At 44.5% G+C, this 18373-nt stretch carries 19 protein-coding genes; 6 read left to right on the top strand and 13 right to left on the bottom strand.

Annotated elements, in window-relative coordinates; all coding sequences use genetic code 11:
* Nucleotides 1–39: 39 nt before the first annotated feature.
* Nucleotides 40–1425: a citrate transporter gene (locus WKT10_RS11230; RefSeq protein ID WP_066543080.1), complete on the bottom strand. Its 1386-nt coding sequence runs from the start codon at nt 1423–1425 to the stop codon at nt 40–42.
* Between the two features lie 152 nt (nt 1426–1577).
* Complete coding sequence (locus WKT10_RS11225; RefSeq protein ID WP_066543082.1) at nt 1578–2288, bottom strand: GntR family transcriptional regulator; 711 nt, start codon at nt 2286–2288, stop codon at nt 1578–1580.
* A gap of 323 nt (nt 2289–2611) precedes the next feature.
* Between WKT10_RS11225 and WKT10_RS11220 the strand changes: the two genes are divergently transcribed.
* From WKT10_RS11220 to WKT10_RS11205, 4 genes are all read left to right on the top strand, one after another.
* A complete protein-coding gene (locus WKT10_RS11220; RefSeq protein ID WP_340277238.1) occupies nt 2612–3376 on the top strand; it encodes a GntR family transcriptional regulator in 765 nt (254 codons plus the stop codon).
* A 19-nt stretch (nt 3377–3395) separates the two neighbouring features.
* Complete coding sequence (locus WKT10_RS11215; protein WP_340277236.1) at nt 3396–4175, top strand: SDR family NAD(P)-dependent oxidoreductase; 780 nt, start codon at nt 3396–3398, stop codon at nt 4173–4175.
* Between the two features lie 64 nt (nt 4176–4239).
* Complete coding sequence (locus WKT10_RS11210; RefSeq protein ID WP_066543086.1) at nt 4240–4740, top strand: YhcH/YjgK/YiaL family protein; 501 nt, start codon at nt 4240–4242, stop codon at nt 4738–4740.
* An 18-nt stretch (nt 4741–4758) separates the two neighbouring features.
* Complete coding sequence (locus WKT10_RS11205) at nt 4759–5586, top strand: M28 family peptidase (protein ID WP_340277233.1); 828 nt, start codon at nt 4759–4761, stop codon at nt 5584–5586.
* Nucleotides 5587–5657: 71 nt separating this feature from the next.
* On the opposite strand, the gene WKT10_RS11200 is transcribed toward WKT10_RS11205, so the two are convergent.
* Together WKT10_RS11200 and WKT10_RS11195 are read right to left on the bottom strand one after the other, a co-directional pair.
* Nucleotides 5658–6569, bottom strand: coding sequence for a ketopantoate reductase family protein (locus WKT10_RS11200; protein ID WP_066543090.1), 912 nt, complete (start codon nt 6567–6569; stop codon nt 5658–5660).
* A gap of 55 nt (nt 6570–6624) precedes the next feature.
* Nucleotides 6625–7308, bottom strand: coding sequence for a cyclase family protein (locus WKT10_RS11195; protein WP_066543092.1), 684 nt, complete (start codon nt 7306–7308; stop codon nt 6625–6627).
* Nucleotides 7309–7595: 287 nt separating this feature from the next.
* Between WKT10_RS11195 and WKT10_RS11190 the strand changes: the two genes are divergently transcribed.
* Entirely contained in the window at nt 7596–8243 is a 648-nt protein-coding gene (locus WKT10_RS11190) for a GntR family transcriptional regulator (protein WP_066543094.1), read from the top strand.
* 6 nt (nt 8244–8249) lie between these two features.
* On the opposite strand, the gene WKT10_RS11185 is transcribed toward WKT10_RS11190, so the two are convergent.
* From WKT10_RS11185 to WKT10_RS11165, 5 genes are read right to left on the bottom strand one after another with little or no spacing between them, the layout of a single operon-like run.
* Nucleotides 8250–8966: a phosphatase gene (locus WKT10_RS11185; protein ID WP_066543096.1), complete on the bottom strand. Its 717-nt coding sequence runs from the start codon at nt 8964–8966 to the stop codon at nt 8250–8252.
* A 14-nt stretch (nt 8967–8980) separates the two neighbouring features.
* Complete coding sequence (locus tag WKT10_RS11180) at nt 8981–10009, bottom strand: ABC transporter ATP-binding protein (RefSeq protein WP_066543098.1); 1029 nt, start codon at nt 10007–10009, stop codon at nt 8981–8983.
* Entirely contained in the window at nt 9945–11690 is a 1746-nt protein-coding gene (locus WKT10_RS11175) for an ABC transporter permease (protein WP_207653707.1), read from the bottom strand. Before WKT10_RS11175 ends, WKT10_RS11180 begins: the two co-directional genes overlap by 65 nt.
* Before the next feature lie 16 nt (nt 11691–11706).
* Nucleotides 11707–12786: an ABC transporter substrate-binding protein gene (locus WKT10_RS11170; RefSeq protein WP_066543100.1), complete on the bottom strand. Its 1080-nt coding sequence runs from the start codon at nt 12784–12786 to the stop codon at nt 11707–11709.
* On the bottom strand, nt 12783–13529 hold the full coding sequence (locus tag WKT10_RS11165; protein WP_340277228.1) for a sugar phosphate isomerase/epimerase family protein: 747 nt from the start codon (nt 13527–13529) through the stop codon (nt 12783–12785). Before WKT10_RS11165 ends, WKT10_RS11170 begins: the two co-directional genes overlap by 4 nt.
* A 216-nt stretch (nt 13530–13745) precedes the next feature.
* On the opposite strand from WKT10_RS11165, the gene WKT10_RS11160 reads away from it, so the two are divergent.
* Nucleotides 13746–14582 carry a MurR/RpiR family transcriptional regulator gene (locus WKT10_RS11160; protein WP_178276365.1) on the top strand — a complete coding sequence of 279 codons (837 nt, stop codon included), beginning with the start codon at nt 13746–13748 and terminating at the stop codon, nt 14580–14582.
* Nucleotides 14583–14735: 153 nt separating this feature from the next.
* On the opposite strand, the gene WKT10_RS11155 is transcribed toward WKT10_RS11160, so the two are convergent.
* The 4 genes from WKT10_RS11155 to WKT10_RS11140 are packed head-to-tail and all read right to left on the bottom strand — an operon-like array spanning nt 14736 to nt 18290.
* A complete protein-coding gene (locus WKT10_RS11155; RefSeq protein ID WP_337434591.1) occupies nt 14736–15599 on the bottom strand; it encodes an NAD(P)-dependent oxidoreductase in 864 nt (287 codons plus the stop codon).
* 2 nt (nt 15600–15601) lie between these two features.
* Complete coding sequence (locus WKT10_RS11150) at nt 15602–16192, bottom strand: guanylate kinase (RefSeq protein ID WP_066543108.1); 591 nt, start codon at nt 16190–16192, stop codon at nt 15602–15604.
* Nucleotides 16193–16221: 29 nt separating this feature from the next.
* Nucleotides 16222–17736 carry an aminotransferase class I/II-fold pyridoxal phosphate-dependent enzyme gene (locus WKT10_RS11145; protein ID WP_178276367.1) on the bottom strand — a complete coding sequence of 505 codons (1515 nt, stop codon included), beginning with the start codon at nt 17734–17736 and terminating at the stop codon, nt 16222–16224.
* Nucleotides 17733–18290, bottom strand: coding sequence for a DNA topology modulation protein FlaR (locus tag WKT10_RS11140; RefSeq protein WP_178276368.1), 558 nt, complete (start codon nt 18288–18290; stop codon nt 17733–17735). Before WKT10_RS11140 ends, WKT10_RS11145 begins: the two co-directional genes overlap by 4 nt.
* Between the last annotated feature and the right edge of the window lie 83 nt (nt 18291–18373).

Raw genomic sequence — 18373 nt, 5'->3', positions numbered from 1 at the left:
AATAAAGATATACATTGTTTGAGAGATTTTATTGCAAGATTAGATGAACCATTCAGCGCCAAGTCCGGCAAGCATGATAAATGCTGCCGCATACTGAAGGACACCTGTCAAATATGCATTTGGAATTGATAATTTCAAGAAGTCCTTAGAATCAACCTTGGTGTAAGCCAATCCCCATGCAACCCAGGACTGTGTAATACAGCATCCGATGTTAACCGTGATTGTAGGAATTGCAAATACTGCATATAAGAATGGAACTGAGAAGGAAGCCACATTGGAAAGAACGCCTAATGTAGCGGCACCGCAGCCTACCAGAGTCATAGGGCCACGGAACAGTCCCATAAACAGCAGGGCTGCAAATGCAATACATACAACAAGCTCGCTTCTGGGCATGATTCCGCCAAGAACGACCTTAAAATAAGGAGATGCATAGGATGCTACTGTGTTGAACATCGGCAGTGTAAGAAGGAAGCCTACCAATGGAGCGGTGTCTACAACGCCGTCATAATACAGCTTATTTACCAGCTGGCAATTCTCCTTAAATGTACCCTTCATCTTTCCGCACAGGAACAGAGCTGCAAAACCGGCAATTACGAAGCCGCCGATAACGGAAAAATCAAGCCAGATCTTTAAGATAACAGGAACAATCGGAAGGATCAGAGTATAGAACGGAGCGTTCTTCTGATCTGCAGTGCCTCTTGTCTGGGCAGCCCATGCGTGGCTGGTCTTTGAGGATTTAAGGTAAACTGCGGAAAGAACAGTTGTAGCAACAAGCATGATCAGCAGAGCTGCAAGCCCCCAGTGGCTTACATACCATCCCAGAGTAAAGTCAGGCATCTGATCCGGCTGGATAAAAAAAGCGCGGTACTGTGCAAAGTTAACAGGATTTAAATAAATACCTGCTGCAACAGAACCCATAAAGCTGAACATGGCAATTGCTTTCGGAACTCCTAAAGACATAAGAATAGGAAGAACGATAACGCCGATTGCGATAACAGGGCCAGCTCCTGTCATAGCCGTAAAGATAACAGCTGTAACAATATTCAGCAGAGTGATAGTAACCAGAGGCTTGTCTCCGCCTAATTCAACAGTCTTACGAATCAGGGTAGACGCAATTCCGGTCTCCATCAGAACACGACCAAACCATGCACCCCAGCATACGTTTACCAGTGTAGTTCCCCAGCCTTCCGGAGCGCTCTGGTAAATCTTGTTCAGGATACCAACCAGTCCCTTTGCACCTTCAAACTGAAGAACCGGATTGGACTCCAGGAATGCCTGGCTTGCAAATAATGTGCCTCCCAGAGGAAGGATTGTCCAGATAAGTGTGATGATCAAGAATCCGATCATCAGGTTGTGGCCTTTAATACAGTAATATGCCAGGCCAAAAAACGTAAACAATAAAATTATACCGATGATATATTCCATGGTATTTCCTCCATTTCTTTTTTCCCTACGTCATACACATTGCATCTCTCTCAACAATGATATCCCCATTTCATCTCCCTTCATGATAAATTAGTATATTTTCTAACCGGCGTCAAAACGTCCTGACATTTTTTTGCTGTCAGCCATTTTTGTCAGCCGGAAAAGAACTGTGGATAAAATCCCTGAATGGAATTCGTATTAAGAAGAATTCTGTCAAAATGGCTGGAACAGATCAAAGCTGCCGCTTCCGTATCCTTCCTTTTCAGATGGTCCAGAAGCATCCTTCCTTCTATCTGCATATGCTCCCAGCCAGAGGGACCATAATACCGCTCCGCCTGAAAACCATATGTACTGTAATACAGATAATTCGCTCTCAGCATGTCACAATCCATAATCCGGAACATTTCCCAAATGTGCTTCTTATCGCAGAGAACCGAAAGCGCATAGCTTAACTGCTGTTCCAGAATCAAAAGATCAGCGATCTCTTCCTTTTTTATACTTTGTTCATCCAGTACATCCTCAAGAAGCTTCAGCTGTTCTTCTGAGATATCGCTTCTGCATATCTCCTCAATCATGGACTGTTCGAGTACTCTGTGAGTATACACAGACTGTTTGATCCGTTCCGGATCAATCATAGAAACAGCCGTTCCCTTCTGGGGATAAACAACAACATAGCCTTCCTCTGTCAACTGGGCAAGAGCATCCCTCACTGCCGACCTCCCGGCATTCATCTGAGCAGATATGATGTTCTCACTGAGCATCTCTCCCGGCTCTGCCTTTAAGGTAAGGATCTGATATTTCAGAGCATTGTAAACCTCGTTCTGAGATCTGATCTTATCCAGAAGCTCTTCTGCCTTAATCATCCGACCCCGTCCTCCTTTGTCCTGTTTAATCATTTTGCATACAAGCTTTAAATTGCATACAAGTTTTACTCCTGATTGCATATCAGTTTCAAAAAAAACAGCCTATCAAATCAGGCGTGTGTTTGTCGCTATGTATAAAATATCATATTTTTTTAACAAATACAATATCTTTTTTTATTTTTTGTTAATAAATTTTGTTTTTGTTTGTTATCCGTATTGCTTTTTCCACAAGTAATGATAAAATAAGATTAGAGCTTTATTCGATTTGAAATTGCATACAAGTTTGCAGTTAACTATATTTTTAAGAAAGAACGGTGACACACATGACACTGGCCTTATTTCAAAACCAGACGCTTCCTGCCCGCAGGCCTTCCGAGGATGCGCGGCAGTATGCCTACCGTATTATACGAAAATTCATCCTTGAGCTTCATCTTCTTCCCGGCCAGAAGATGAATGAAGCGGATCTTGCCTCATCTCTGAATATGAGCCGGACTCCAATCCACGATTCGTTTTTCAAATTATCCAGAGAAAATCTGGTAGACGTCATACCAAAGCGGGGCGCATTTGTCTCCAAAATCGACCAGAAACGCATTGATGACTCTGTATGGATTCATCAAAAGCTGGGAAGCGCCATGATCCATTCCATTTATATAAGAAAGGTTCCCAAATCCGAGCTGGAGCTTCTGTACTGTCCCATCCAGCAGATGAACAGCTATATGCTTAACGGAAATTCAGCTCAGACCGTTCAGCTTCTGTCGGAATACTACCATCAGCTTTATATGCTGGCCGGAAATCTGGATCTGGTATGGTCTTCTCTTCAGAAAACCGATACGGATTTGAGACGCCTGCTGTCTCTGGCTGTAAGCAGCCCCAATGTACTGGAAGGCTTGATGCAGGAGCTGACGAATCTGACAGACGCCCTTATAAACCGTGATTATGACAATGCGGGGCTGATCTATGACCACCATTTCTCCAGAATCCGGATGCTTACAGCCCCTCTCAGAACCCATACCCCCCAGTACTTTACAGAACCTGTGCTGCCCTGTGCTGCCAGCGCTTCTCCACAGAGTTCTGATTTATCCTCTTAAAGAAAGGCGGTATCACATTATGACTGACTATCATGCATTATTTTCTCTCAAAGGAAAAACAGCACTGATCACCGGAGGAACCGGCGGTTTGGGAAGTGCGATTGCCAGAGCATTTCTTCAGCAGGGCGCTCAGGTCGCTGTCTGCGGTACCCGTCCGGAAAAAGCGGCTCCCATAGAAGAACTGGCTAAAAGCCTGGATCGTCCATTTTTATCCCTCTCCTGCGATCTGACTGATGCAGAAAGCACAAACCAGATGCTCAACTCCATAGAACACACCTTCGGCACTGTAGATATCCTTGTAAACAGTGCCGGAATCAACCGTCTGATCCCTGCTGAGGAATATGACGACCAGACCTTCCAGACGGTTATGGATATAAACATCGCCTCTCTCCACCGGATTACCCGTGAAGTAGGAAAACGGTTTATGATCCCTCAAAAACAGGGACGGATTCTGAATCTTTCCTCTGTAAAAAGCTTGATCGGAACAAAGCAGGACTACATTGCCTACTGTACAAGTAAAGGCGCTGTCAATATGTATACCCGCCAGCTGGCCTGTGAATGGGGAAAATACGGCATCACCTGCAACGCCATTGCTCCCACTTTTGTATACACTCCCATTAATGCATTCCAGCTGGATGATCCGGTATTTTACAAAACATTAACCGAACGTATTCCCCTTGGAAGAATCGGCAAAGAGCAGGATATTGCTTCTGCTGCCCTTTATCTGTGCAGCGACGCCGCCTCTTTTGTAACCGGACAGATTCTCTGCGTAGACGGAGGTCTGACTGCTATGCAGTAATTCTGCACACGACTTACTGCCTTTCAATATCCATCAAAAACATTTACCATTAGGAGGTATCATTATGATCTACGGAAACATCAACAGCAAACACTTTGAACAGGAACTGGCAATCCTTCCCAGACCACTGCAGAACGCAATCCGCTTTTTAAAGGATAACGACCTGGCCAATCACGAACCAGGAAGATTTGATCTGGATTTTGAAGGTGTCCCTGTTATTTTACAGGTTCTGGATCTGACTACCGCTCCAAGAGAAACACTTCGTCCGGAAATTCACCGCAAAAATATAGACGTACAGTTCCTTGCCTCCGGCGGACCGGAAGAAGCCGGATTTTACTGGGATAACGGTACAAGCCAGATAGATGAAGATTTGCTAGATACCCCTCGTGATATCCTCTTCTATCACAATAACCCTGCTGTACCGGAAGGCCGTATCTCTTTAGATATAGGTACCTACGCTGTATACTTCCCATGGGATGTACACATTCCTGCAATCCAGACCGGAACAGCCAGCGCTCCTATCCGTAAAATCGTTATAAAGGTTCCTGTGGAAGCCTGCGTATAACAGCAAGGAGACTATTTCATGACCATCGACCGACACTTAAAACACCTGGCACAGAAAGATCCTGAAAACCGGCAAAAAGCCCTTCTTGATGTTCTCATCCAGGAGGGGCTGGAGTTTAGCCTTCAGGAACAGGAACCGTCCATTCAGAACCCTCGCGGAATACGTAACTACCTTTTAACTCCCTGGAGTCCTGAGCCCTCTCTCCTCTTCTGTGCTCACTACGATGCTGTACCCGGAACATTTGGAGCTAATGACAATGCTGCAGCAGTCTGTATCCTGATCCAGCTGTCACAGACTCTGAAAAAAGAGCATATTCCGGCCCGTTTTGCCTTTTTTGATGGCGAAGAAGCAGGTAATATGGGCAGCAAATTTTACGTTTCTTCCCTGGACCGTACTTCCCTGACAGGTGTCATCAATCTGGATGTATGCGGCTATGGAGATACCATTGCCATCTGTGGAAAGGGACATGAAAAAAAGCCGGTTATGCGCCCCTTCTGTCAGAAAAAGCTTCTTGAATCCTACAGAGGACAGCTTTTAAAATACCTCCCCAAAAGCGATGACAGCTCTTTCAGAGGACTTCATCTTCCCGTATTGAGTCTGGCCGCTGTTCCCCTGTGGGATATACAGTATTTAAAAGCTCTGGCCTCTTATGGAGAGGGCCTTTTAGGCCGTCCTCCGGAATTTGAGATGATCCTCGGACAAATGGAGGTAATCTCTACCATGCACGGCGGATATCGGGATACACCGGAATGGGTAAGCTCTGATACCATGAATCAGATATACCACTATCTTCTTGATGGCATGCACAGCCCTCCTGTTTCATCTAAAAGATTCATCTTCTTTTAATTCAGAATCCAGGGGGGCAGGCAGCTGCAAATGCAGCTGCCTGCCCCCCTGACTGTATACACAGCCCCAAATTACTTTCTGCCTTCCATTGCATGAACCAGATTTACTACAAAGGTATGTCCCGGCACGTCCACTCCATATTTAGCAGCAGCCCGTACAACAGAACCACTGATGGTATCTACCTCAGTTCGTCTTCCATCTCTTAAATCTGCCCGGATAGACGTACATCCCTGGGGATTATTTAATGAAGTTTTTCTTACCTTTTCCCTTACAGCTTCTTCATCAAATTCAAGACCTGCTGCCGCAGCTGTAAGAATTGTTTCATGAATCAGCTGGCAGCAGAGCTTCCATGCAAATTCATCTGCCGCAATATACCCCATATCTACCTGAAGAACACCTGTCAGAGCACTCAAAGACACATTGGTAAACAGCTTATCCCAGATCAGATACTGAATATTTTCATGAATCCGAACCTCAAAGCCGCAGCTGTCAAAATTTTCTTTCAGACGGGTCAAAAATCCATCCCGATCCTCTGTCAGCATTCCCACATTGGTAACACCTGTTCCGCCTCTGCGCACATGACCCAGACCTAAAACAGCACCGTTATCCTCTGTCGTTCCAATAATCACCCGGTCTTCACTTACAAACTCTTTCAGCAGATCCTCGTGACCAGCTCCATTCTGAAGGGTCATCAGGCGGGTATCCGGACCGATAAGAGCCGAATTGTTTTCCAGAGCTGCTCTGGAAAATAATGCCTTTACAAAGAGGATCACCAGATCAACAGGCTTTTCTTCTGATGTATCACAAAGAGCCTTGGGCTGATAGGAGACAGAAGTTCCGTTTTCATCAACCAGAAGACCATTTTTATTAATCTGCTCTACTACCTGCTGATTGGTATCTACCAAAATAACTTCATTATGCTGCGAAAGATGGCCTCCATAAATAGATCCCATAGCTCCCGCACCAATTACGGCAATTCTCATAATATCTCCATTCTTATGTCTGTTTTCACAGACAGCACTGTATTTCTTCCTTTACTTATGAAAACTCAGCCAGTCCCTCAATTGCATATGCACGTACAGGGCTGGAATCCAGTCCCTTGATCGGAAGTGGAGAATAGCTCATGAAGAATACATCCTTCTTTAACTGCTCCAGATTCTTTAATACTTCCAAAAATACGATATTCTCAGCCATAAGGATATCGTGGAACGGCTTTACATCCTCGTTACAGTTTTCAATAGAAACGCCATCACCGAAGCCTACAGCCTTTACCTTATGATCCTTAAACCACTGTGCACTTTCTGCACCCACTAAGAGACGCTCATCCTTGTCAGTATTGGTATCCGGAGTAAATGGAGCCAGCTTATAAGAAGAATCGATGATCACGATATCTCCTTCTTTTACCTTACCTGCTTCACGATCTAAATCAGCTGCTGTAATATGGCCTCTCTTTGCCACAGTATCCTTAAAATCAACATATACTGCTCTGCCCAGGAATGTAGTTAACGGCAGATCAGCAGCAGACGGCCAGTTATCATCATGATGATAAGGACACTCGCAGTGCGTTCCCAGATGGCTCATCAGGTCCATATGGGTATGGAAATCCGGAATCGGGCCTCCTGTATTAAAACGGAAAAGATGGCATCTTCTTGTCTCAGTAGCCGGGTCCAGAATCTTGGACAGATCAATCACTCTTAAATTTCCCATTTCATAAACACACATTTTATTTTCCTCCTTTAATTTAGATCACTGTTAAACAGTACCTCTGTTTCTACAGGCAGACTGGCATTTCCGCTCTTCCACCCTTCTGTATACCAGTATACCGGCAAATAAATAGGATGTCAAGATTAGATATTATGTCAAAATATACAACATTTATACAGATGTTTTATGCATATTTTCTTATTCATCTTCCTGCTCCTGCGGTAACATGGGATCTCCTTGACATCAATCTGTCTTTGACTTAAGATTAGCCTATAAAATGATTTTGAGTCAGGTGAATTTTTATTATGAAAGAGAAAAGCTTCCTGCAGCAGCAGGCATATGATACTATAAAAAGCAGCATTTTATCAGGCGAAATGGAACCAAACCGCCTTTACTCCGAAACCAAGCTCTCTGCACAGATCGGCATATCCCGTACGCCTGTCAGAGAAGCGCTCCAGTGCCTGAGCCAGGATGGATATATTACAGTTATTCCCAGCAAAGGTTTTATGATCCGACAGCTCAACGATAAGGACATGAAGGACAGTATTGAGATTCGCTGTGCCATTGAAGGCTTCTGCACCAATATGGTCGCTTCACAAATTGATACAGAAAAGGGACGACAGCTGCTGCACAGTCTGGAACAGACTCTTTCTGATATGGAAGAGTCCCTGGAAAACGGAGTTCAGCTGGAACACTTTATTGATTCTGATCACCAGTTTCATCTTCTGCTGGTGGGATATATGGAAAACGATGAGTTCAATCAGATTTTCCAGCGCCTTCTCTATCTGATCCGGCTCACGTCTCAGGATGCCCTGGCTGTGGAAGGCCGTATTCAGGGAACGATGGAAGAACACCGAAATTATCTGCACGCTCTTCGGAACGGAGACGGTCCCAGAGCATACCAGCTTATGATGGAGCATCTGCTGATGCCGCTTAAGATGCATGAAAAATGAAGGGCTCTACCGCCCTTCATTTAATATATAGTAAATCCCGTCTTTACTGGAATTCAACACCAGTTCCTGAGGATATCCTGCCGCTTCCAGCATTTTAACCGCTTCTGTCAAATCCCCTACATCATAGTAAATGTGGGCATCGCTTCCCAATATAACAGGAAGACGGTATTCTTTGGCAATAGAAAGCCATTTCATTACGTTTTTATACGCATTTTGCCGTCCAGACCGCGGATTGAAAGAGGAATTATTGACTTCCAAAGCTACCTTATGTTCCAATGCTGCCGGAATCAGACGGTCATATTCCAGTGGATATCTGTCGTCATCAGGATGACCGATTATTTTAACATACGGATTCTTCATTGCTCCAATTAAAGCGTCCGTGTTCTCTTTTGGAGTTCCAGGCTTGATACAGGGTATGTGGAGACTGGCAATTACATAGTCCATCTTCCTGAGAACCGTCTCGTCCAGATCCAGATTTCCATTAAAATCCATAATATTAGCTTCTACACCGGTAAAAATCCGTACTCCCATTACTTCCTGACGAAAGCATTTAAAATTGCTAAAATAAATAGAAGGAGCCGAGCCAGGCATGGCGGGCGCATGATCGGACATTCCAAGAGCGAAAAGCCCTTTACCTGCCGCCTCCTCTACATTTTCCTTAAAGGTGCTGAAGGCGTGCCCGCTGGCCACAGTATGCGTGTGCATATCAAAATAAATATTCATTTCAAGTTCCTCGTCTATGCGCTTAATGTGAATGATATGTGATCTCCGGGATTATATTCCGCCTGACAGCCTGCATATATGGTGAGGACTTCATCCCGATGCTGAACAGAATAATGAATTTCTCTTCCGTTATACTGCTTATTGACAATGATTCCCTGAATTCCATTTCCTTCCGGCTGAATAGTCAGCTGTTCCGGGCGAATCGGATAAAGTCCCTTATTACGAAATTCCATCGGAATCATAGGATTTCGCAGCAAAATATTTTCATCTTTAACATGGAAGGAATCTCCACACCATGAACCTTTTAACAGATTACAGCGACTGACAAAAGTAGCGGCAAAAACTGTTTGCGGATCCCTGTAAATCTCCCTTGGCGTGCCGATTTGCTCCACCGCTCCATCCTTCATGATAATGATCCTGTCTGCCATAGCCAACGCCTCGCTCTGGTCATGGGTCACATACAGAATTGTAGCTCCCGTAAGCTTATGGATATTCTGAATTTCCCGACGCATATCAATTTTAAGTTCTGCATCTAAGGCGCTCAGTGGTTCATCCATCAGAAGGATTGAAGGTTTCCCCACAATGGCCCGTGCCAGGGCAACCCTTTGACGCTGACCTCCGGAAAGTTCCCCAGGGAGACGGTTTTCGTAGGGTTTCAGTCCAGTACAGCTGACAGCCTGTTCTATTGCGGCTTTCTTTTCCTCTGAACTCATGCCTGAATGACGCGGGCTTTTTAATGGAAATTCTATATGCTGACGTACCGTCATATGCGGCCACAGAGCAAACGATTGAAATACCATTCCCAAATCCCTTTTTTCTACAGGAACCATGTGTCCCTGTCCAGAATAGATTTGATCGTTAAGGCGTACAATACCGCTTGTAGGCTCTATAAAGCCTCCAACAATACGAAGAAGGGTAGTTTTTCCACAGCCAGATGGACCCAAAATAGCAACAAATTCCGAATCTCTGATATCCAGATTAATTTCCTTGAGGGCCTGGGTTTTGCTGAATGTTTTTGTAACCTGCTGTATATGTAGGCTCATAACCGTTTTCCTCCTGTTTAACAGATGTTAAATGATCGCGGTTAAGCAGACAGTATCCTGCTACCACCAAAATTGTAATCAGAACGGACATAGCTGCCGCAAGATTATAGTCGCCGCCCTGCTGATAGTTAAAAATAGTCAGACCGATCGTTTTAGTTCCTGCAGAAGCCAGCATGGATGACAAAGTCAGCTCTGTGAAAGCCGGAACAAAAATCATAAACGCACCGGACAGGATCGGACCGGCAACAAGCGGAATAAGAATCTTTATCCATTTGATCCAAAATCCTCTTCCTGAAGCAGCGCAGGCCTCCTCTATGGCAGGTTCTACAGAAAGAAGGGCGATGGTACTTCCCTTGATCTGCAGAACCAGATAGCGGGTAATATAAGCAACCACCAGAATATTAATGGTGCCATAAATTCCAGGATATACCCCCGGAATAGGTTCAACCCAGTGAAAAATCATAGACAAAGCAAGAACAATGCCGGGAATAGCATACGTCAGAGAAGCACATTTTTCCAGTAAAGCTGCCGCCCGGCTTTTTTTTCTGAGTTTCCCATAAGCGATAGCCGTACCTGCCACAATACATACAAGCGTAGTTACCACTGCCAAAGTCAGACTGGTATGAATCGCGGAGATCACTCCTCTGTTATGAAACACAAAGGCAAAATTTTTTAAAGTCAGATTTTCAGGAACAAAATCCAGTCCATAAGCTTTCAAAAAAGAAGATGCTGTCATGGCAGCCATGGGAATAATGTTCAAAATCAAAAGAAGCACCAGCGTTCCCCATTCTAAACATAAACGCAGTGGATTTTTTAAATGTATCCGCACCGAATAGTCTTCTTTAATGCTGTCCATGGATGCACCGCGTTTTACAAAAAATCCCTCCAGCATAGTACCTGCTGCAGCGATAACCGACAGGATCATGGACAGAGCCGCTGCCAGCGGAAACGCATTTGGACCAAATCCAATGGCATTCTCGTAAATATAGGTACTTAAAACCGGAATTCCAGAAGAAATTCCCAGAAAAGCAGGTACAGAAAAATTATCAATGGCAGATAAAAAAGCCAGTACGCTTCCTGCCGCAATTGCCGGAGCAGCGGATACCAGATTAATTTTCAGTATAGCCTGTCTCTGGGAATAACCGCAGGCTCTGGCTGCCCATTCCATATCTCTGGGAATTTTTCTCAGCATATGAACAACATTAACATACACAATAGGAATATTACAGAATCCCAGTACCAGAATGATTCCTCCCATGGTGTAAATATCCACACCCGGAAGTCCGATAGAAGTCAAAAATCCATTGAACGCCCCTCTGGAGCTGAAAAAGCTGCTCCAGGAAAGGGTAATGATGTACGATGGAATAATAAAAGGAAGCAAAACCAGGAATTCAATAACGCCCTTACGTTTTATATTACAATAGGCGGTGAGAAATGCCAGTCCGCTGCCACAGCCAGCGGCCAGAGCGGTGGAACTCACAGCAATAATAATTGTATTAACAATAGCTTTTCTGGTACGCTCCTGAGATAAAAGTCCGGCAAAATTATCCAGTCCATATCCATTCTCCACGGTAACTCCCATGAGCAGGAGACGGATCAAAGGAAGAAGAAACACCAGGGCTGCCAGCAGATAGACGGCTATCCTGGCAATGGACGCCCCTGTTTTACGTATCGTTTCCATATAGATCTCCTGTTATTTACTGAAACATCTGGCTGAACTGTTCTTTATCTGCTTCACGGTTCTGATACAGTTCCTTCGTATCCCAGGTAAGAGGTGTGATCTCATCGATACGCTTAAATCCTTCAGGAACTTCAACTCCGCTCTTTATGGGAGTATAGCCAATCTCAGCGGTCAGAGCCTGACCCTCCTCGGAGAGTACAAAATCCACAAATGCTTTGGCCAGATCCTCACTATCCGTTCCCTTTACAATTCCAATCGGTTCGGTAACGGCAGGAGAGCCTTCAGCCGGGTATACGAATTCTACAGGAGCCCCGTCATTCTTTGAACGGATGGCCATATAGTCTGCTAAAAGTCCACAGGCCTGTTCTCCTGCAACCACTGCGTTCTGAACGGATCCATTTCCTTTTCCCACAACGACTCCATTATCCTTTAATGTCTGATAATAATCCCATCCCAGTCCTTCGGTTCTGGTAAGAACCCCCAGGTTGTAGGCAGCAGCTCCGGAATAGAGGGGGCTTGGCATGATCAGGTCATCCTTGTAAGCCTCATTTGTCAGATCTTTAAAGCCTGCAGGAATATTTTCGGTTAACTCAGTATTGTAGACAATTCCAGTAGTAATTACCTTTGTTCCCACATACATGTGATCCTTGTCAATATAAATTTCCGGAATACCCTCCAGTTCAGGAGACTCGTAAGCGCTCAGAAGATCCTGCTCCTTTAGTGTCTCAAAAGTAACATTGTCCGCCACCAAAAGAACATCTGCCAAAACATCCCCTGCCTCCTTCTCCGCCAACACCTTGCTGACTACTTCCTCAGTACCAGAACGGAACACATCCACCTGAATATCAGGCCATTTTTTATTGAATCCGTCAATCATGACCTGAATGTCTTCCTCCGGCTGTGAAGTATAAAGAGTAATAGAACCGGATAAGTCTTCTGATACTTTTTTTGAAGTTTCTTCTAAAACAGCTTCCGATGAGTTATCCGCAATCTGCTCCGAAGCTGACGCGGTAGTTTCCGAATAATTATTCTGGCATCCCACCAGTGAAGATACTGCCAGTCCTGCTGTTAATACTGCTGCAAATCTCTTTTTCATTCTAACTTACCTCCATTAAAGATGTGTTGTATAAACTGAATATTCTGTTTTGCTATAGAAAAGTCCCCACTGCTGTCCAAACCTTCTATAACCATAGGAAGGTTATAATGCGCCAGCTTAGGAAGAAGCTTTTTCATATCATAATCCCCCTCATTAAGAGGTGTATGAAATCTGGAACCTTTGCGATTACTGATATGAATTTTGGAAATCTGAGGACGATAATTCTGAAGAATACTTAAAATCTCTTCTTCACTGTCACAGTGAGCTACATCCAGGGTATAAACAAACTGGTCAAACATATCGCCGCATACCTCCTTCATTGCATCCATAGTGGTAACAAATTCTCTGGGTATTTTCTCCATAATCTCCAACGACACGTCTATCTTCCATTTCTGCGCATATTCCAGAATTTCCCTCAATGATTCCTTAAGATAAGCTCCGTAAGATACCCCTATTCCTGAAATAGTACAATGTCCTGGATGAACTGTGACTTCATCCAGTCCCAGCTGATAAGCAAGTTCAACCGATTTTTTCACCTCAGTAACGGACTGTTTCCTGATGCCATCATTCACAGATGAAATATTTAAATCCCAGCTCTGGCTGTGAATGCAGTTCTTTAAAGGATACAGAGCAGCCAGCTTTTCAAATTCATCGATGTCAAACTTCCGATAGAAAAATTGTTGACTCCACAATTCAATCCCATCTAAACCAGATTGAAAAACCATATCAAAAATTTCTTCCATAGAGCCGTTCCACAGGAGAGTGGAACTAAGATAAATGTTAGCCATTCCGATTACTTCCTGTCATTTGATGAGGCTATTATAACAGGTAAAATGTAAAGACTCCTACCATGAAAAGGTAAAAATTGAGTAAATAAATTTCGTTTTTATTTTATTGAAATTTATATTGCATTTTTGACAAAACTCTAATATATTAAACAAAAAGGAGGTTCATCGACTATGTTGGAAAAGATTTATGAAGAATATAAAGAAAGATTGTCCAAATCGGATCATAAGATTTTTGGATATCTGCTGGAGCATGAGCAAGAACTTCCGGCTATTACTGCAGAAGACCTCTCACGAAGGCTGAACATCAGTACAGCTACTATTTCCAGATTCTGGTCTAAAATTGGATTTCGAAATCTAAAAGACTTAAAGCACAATTTATATGAAAAACAGGAGTCTACCCCTTACAGCCGGATGAATGCAGCTCTAAGCCAGTGGAAAGAATGTGGAATTTCACCTGATTTACTTCTGGAGCGTTTGTCCTTTCAGCTTGAAAAGACATTTCAAGTAGTGAAACCGGAACAGGTGGATGAAGCTGTAAAGCTTTTAATCTCATCACGGCAGGTCTATATTTTTGCACCCGATGTATCAAAAGGTTTAGGAAACATTTTACAGTACCGTCTGCTGCGTCTGGGTATTCTCTTGATTCCTCTTCCAGGAGGCTCTCAGCTTTATGATGCTATGGTAAATTTGAAACAGGGCGATCTGGTTTTACTGTTTGGATACTCACGCCTTCTGACAGAAGTACAGATTCTTTTATCCTATAGCGAAAAAGCCGGATACCAAACCATTCTGTTTACAGATTTACTGGCCGAAGAACATTTATCTAACGCCAATTTAACATTGTACAGCTTCCGTGGGGAACCAAATGACTATCACTCAGTAGCAACCCCCTTACTATTGATCGATTTGTTGATTATGAAAGCCAGCCAATCCCTTGGGGGCGGATTGGAAAAAGCGAAGAAACTTCAGAATTTGAGAGAACAATACGCAGGATTAATTCGACGATAAAATACGAAGAACATAACATCAATAATTCTCTTAAAACACAAAAATATCTCCAGCCGCATAACTACGACTGGAGATGAACAAAATTTTACTTTTTATCCGCCTACTTGGCAACAGGCGATTTAAAACAATAACAGTTTCATCTAATCTCATAACTCACCACTTATAATACTTAATCAACGCCTGAGTTCCAAGATCTCCCATACCCTCTGATTCCAGCTTTTTCGCCATTCCCAGCACATCCTCCAAAACTCCCAGACGGGTATCTACAGCTAATGCCTCTTCATCTGCAATTCCCATATCTTTGATAAAATGTTTCAGGAAAAAGCCGGGGGCATAGTCATCTTTTGCTGCCTTAGAAGCCACATTATTCATCTGGGCACTGCCTGCTGCACCGGTAGAAATAGATTTCAGCATGGTATCTACATCCAGCCCCGTATTCTTTGCATAAACCATTGCCTCACAGGCTCCTGCCAGAGCACCTGCAATTGCAATCTGATTGCACATCTTGGTATGCTGTCCGTTTCCTGCCTTTCCCTCGTAATTAATATTCTTTCCCATAGCCTCAAAAACAGGCACACAGGCGTCAAAATCCTCTTTCTTACCACCAGCCAGGATCGTCAATGTACCTGCTTTGGCACCGGTATCTCCTCCTGTTACAGGGGCATCTACTGCATGAAGCCCTGCTTTTTCTGCCTCTTCCCAGATACGCACAGCCAGTCTGGGGCTCGTGGTTGTCATATCAATCACATAGGTTCCCGGATCAGCATTTGCAATGATTCCATTGTCACCAAAATAAACCTCTTCCACATCCTTTGGATAGCCCACAATGGTAATCACTACGTCACGTCCCTTTGCACACTCAGCTGCTGTATCACACCATACTGCACCCTCTGCAATCACATCCTCAGCCTTAGCCTTTGTACGGGTATAAATGGCAACCTCATATCCTGCCTTTCTCAGATTCCGCACCATGGATTTTCCCATAATTCCCACACCGATAAAACCAATTTTTTTCATTTTTATTTATCTCCTTTCGCTTCTATATCTTTTAAAATAAGCTGAATACAGGTATTGAAATCATTGTTTTCATACCCTCTGTCAATCCCGCACGCTGCCAGGCGTTCTTTTGAAAAGTCCTTCTCATCTGCCAGAAATCTCCGGCACATCTCCGCATATTTAGGCGTATTCTGCGTTTTTTCCCGATCCAGTGCCCTCTGAAGGCGCGTCCCATCATCCACATAGATATAAAGAGGAATCATAACTTCATTTCCGTAATAATTTACCATCTTTTCATAAGAATCCAGTGTTCCTATCATAAGATAATTTCCCTGTTTCAGATCGATCTGGCCATCGTCAGCGGTAAAGTAACTCCATGGTCCAAACACTGTATCATAGGTTCTGCACTCAATCACCTTGCCCTGACTCTCCAGCTTCTTTAAACGTGCTTCATCTGTAAAATAATACTCCACACCCTCCTGTTCCCCGTCCCTGATGGGCCGGGTGGTGTACATACGCACTGTGCCGTATTCAGGAAACCGGCGCACCAGCTCCTTGTAAATCGTGTCTTTACCGGCAGCACTTTTTCCCATGACATAAAAAATATATCCCATTTTCCTGTTCTTCCTGTTAAATATTCTGTCTAAATGGCCTGTTCTGATACAAGTATTGTCTCCAGCGTCTGATCCGACAGCCCCTGTACCGGAAGCCCCTTCCTGATATAATCCAGAATCACCTCCAGAAGCTGCTCCGTTATACATTCCCCCGGAGCAATCAGAGGGATACCCGGCGGATAGATATAGACAAATTCCCCGGATATTTTCCCTGCGCTTTCCCTGAGAGGTATTCTCGCAGTTTTTCCATCAATGGCCTCCCGGATGGAGCACCGGGTCTTTGCCTCTATGGCATAGACGCAGTCAGAGCCGGCCCCTTCCCGGCCCTGTAATTCCATTTTCCCGGAAGGGAAGCCTTCCTTATCAATAGCAAGAAGGGCAGCTCTCAGCCGTTCAAGTCCTGCTTTACTGTCTCCAACAGCCGTTATAGCTGTCACATAATCTGCCCCGCACATTTCCATTTCCAGATGGTACTGTTTCCGCAGAAGCTCCGACAGCCCCTCCCCGTCAAAGGACGCATACCGGGTAGATATCACAACTTTAGAAGGGTCCAGATCAAAAATTCCATACCGGCCTTTTAATTCCCTTCCCACCAGACGCAGGTTCTTCATAGCAGACAGGCTTTCTCTCATCTCCAAAAGGCTGTCTGCAAACTTCCTCATACCATCCTTCCTGCGCAGCTGCTCCATCTGAAATATACCATTTTCAATAGATGCCATTAACACATAAGACGGACTGCTGCTCTGAACTATATGCAGGTACCGTTCCACAGCTTCCATATCCATATAGGCGCTTCCATCCGGTCCATTGCATTTCATATGAAGCACAGCCGTCTGGGTCAGGCTGGGAAGGGTCTTATGTACGCTCTGTATCACTACATCTGCCCCAAGCTCCAGAGCAGACTGCGGAAATATTTCACTGTATCTGAAATGAGCCCCGTGAGCTTCATCCACAATCAGAGGAAGTCCGGCCCGATGGACTATTTTTGCAATTTCACCCACATCTGACACAATTCCATCATAAGTAGGCGACACGATGAGAACCGCCCGTATATCAGGCTGCTCCTTCAGGGACTTTTCCACATCCTCCGGCAAAATTCCTCCCTGTATCCCCCATTCCTTTGTGGACTGTGGATAAACGTATGAAACCTGTAAATGGTGAAGGTAAATCCCATTATATACTGCCTTATGGCAATTACGCCCGATCAGAATCCGTTCTCCCCAATGCACACAGCCGCATACAGCCGCCAAAAGCCCCGATGTACTTCCATTTACCAGATACCGGGTACGGTCTGCTCCATACAGCCCGGCAGCCCACTCCATAGATTCCTTTAAAATTCCCTCCGGATGGTGAAGATTGTCAAAGCCGTCAATTTCTGTAATATCTACCTCAAAGGGGTTTGGAAATTCCATTCCCTGATAAAAGGCCCTTCCATCCGCTTCCTCTCCCCATTTCAGTCTCTTATGGCCCGGCATGTGAAAGGGATATATCCCTGTTTTTCCATAGTGCTTTAAACGGTTAATCAGAAGGTCTTCTTCTCTCATATGGTCCTTCCTCCCGTACTGAGCCGATCCTTTCTCCGTTCCACCACCTGAATCATCACACTGCGGAGCTGACGCCGGTTTTTTACCACCAGAGTCTTTTCCTGATAGCGTTCCGCGATACTGCGGTACTGGCGCTTCTTCTTTCTGCTGCGCCCCTTGTGAAGAATCCACCATACGAATTCCCAGTCCATTTTTTCAACGCAGCCGTCTCCCATATCTTCTCTGGTTTTTCCTTTATAAACATGGGAGCGTATCAGCGCCTGCCACAGACAGATCCATCTGGGATAATTCATAAAAATAATCAGATCCGCTTCCCTTAACCGGCGCTCCTGACTGAACCCCGTATAATTTCCGTCAATGATCCAGCCTCTATTTTCGTTTTCATCCAGAAAATCTTCTGCCATCCTCCTGGCTGTCTCCCGGTCCCGTTCCTTCCATCCCGGTTCAAACTGAATCCGGTCCAGATGCAGAACCGGACACCGGAATAATTTTCCCAGCTTTTTGGCTAATGTGGATTTTCCCGCGCCGCTATAGCCGATTACCGCAATCTTCACACCTTTCACCTGCTTTCTTCTGATTAGTTCTTTTGGTATTATCATACCACCTTTACCGGGGGTTTGTCTTGTGGAAATTAAAA

Source organism: Enterocloster sp. HCN-30185 (genome assembly GCF_037890305.1).
Classification (GTDB): Bacteria; Bacillota; Clostridia; order Lachnospirales; family Lachnospiraceae; genus Enterocloster.
The sequence above is the reverse complement of the archived record's forward strand: the minus strand, read 5'-3'. Positions and strand labels throughout refer to the sequence as shown.

Excerpts from the sequence above, each read along its gene's own strand:
- WKT10_RS11155 (WP_337434591.1), bottom strand. The coding sequence starts at position 15,599 with ATGAAAAAAATTGGTTTTATCGGTGTGGGAATTATGGGAAAATCCATG.
- WKT10_RS11185 (WP_066543096.1), bottom strand. The coding sequence starts at position 8,966 with ATGAATATTTATTTTGATATGCACACGCATACTGTGGCCAGCGGGCAC.
- WKT10_RS11150 (WP_066543108.1), bottom strand. The coding sequence starts at position 16,192 with ATGGGATATATTTTTTATGTCATGGGAAAAAGTGCTGCCGGTAAAGAC.
- WKT10_RS11205 (WP_340277233.1), top strand. The coding sequence starts at position 4,759 with ATGACCATCGACCGACACTTAAAACACCTGGCACAGAAAGATCCTGAA.
- WKT10_RS11180 (WP_066543098.1), bottom strand. The coding sequence starts at position 10,009 with ATGAGCCTACATATACAGCAGGTTACAAAAACATTCAGCAAAACCCAG.
- WKT10_RS11220 (WP_340277238.1), top strand. The coding sequence starts at position 2,612 with ATGACACTGGCCTTATTTCAAAACCAGACGCTTCCTGCCCGCAGGCCT.
- WKT10_RS11165 (WP_340277228.1), bottom strand. The coding sequence starts at position 13,529 with ATGGAAGAAATTTTTGATATGGTTTTTCAATCTGGTTTAGATGGGATT.
- WKT10_RS11170 (WP_066543100.1), bottom strand. The coding sequence starts at position 12,786 with ATGAAAAAGAGATTTGCAGCAGTATTAACAGCAGGACTGGCAGTATCT.
- WKT10_RS11175 (WP_207653707.1), bottom strand. The coding sequence starts at position 11,690 with ATGGAAACGATACGTAAAACAGGGGCGTCCATTGCCAGGATAGCCGTC.
- WKT10_RS11195 (WP_066543092.1), bottom strand. The coding sequence starts at position 7,308 with ATGTGTGTTTATGAAATGGGAAATTTAAGAGTGATTGATCTGTCCAAG.
- WKT10_RS11215 (WP_340277236.1), top strand. The coding sequence starts at position 3,396 with ATGACTGACTATCATGCATTATTTTCTCTCAAAGGAAAAACAGCACTG.
- WKT10_RS11230 (WP_066543080.1), bottom strand. The coding sequence starts at position 1,425 with ATGGAATATATCATCGGTATAATTTTATTGTTTACGTTTTTTGGCCTG.
- WKT10_RS11210 (WP_066543086.1), top strand. The coding sequence starts at position 4,240 with ATGATCTACGGAAACATCAACAGCAAACACTTTGAACAGGAACTGGCA.
- WKT10_RS11145 (WP_178276367.1), bottom strand. The coding sequence starts at position 17,736 with ATGAGAGAAGAAGACCTTCTGATTAACCGTTTAAAGCACTATGGAAAA.
- WKT10_RS11190 (WP_066543094.1), top strand. The coding sequence starts at position 7,596 with ATGAAAGAGAAAAGCTTCCTGCAGCAGCAGGCATATGATACTATAAAA.
- WKT10_RS11160 (WP_178276365.1), top strand. The coding sequence starts at position 13,746 with ATGTTGGAAAAGATTTATGAAGAATATAAAGAAAGATTGTCCAAATCG.
- WKT10_RS11200 (WP_066543090.1), bottom strand. The coding sequence starts at position 6,569 with ATGAGAATTGCCGTAATTGGTGCGGGAGCTATGGGATCTATTTATGGA.
- WKT10_RS11225 (WP_066543082.1), bottom strand. The coding sequence starts at position 2,288 with ATGATTAAGGCAGAAGAGCTTCTGGATAAGATCAGATCTCAGAACGAG.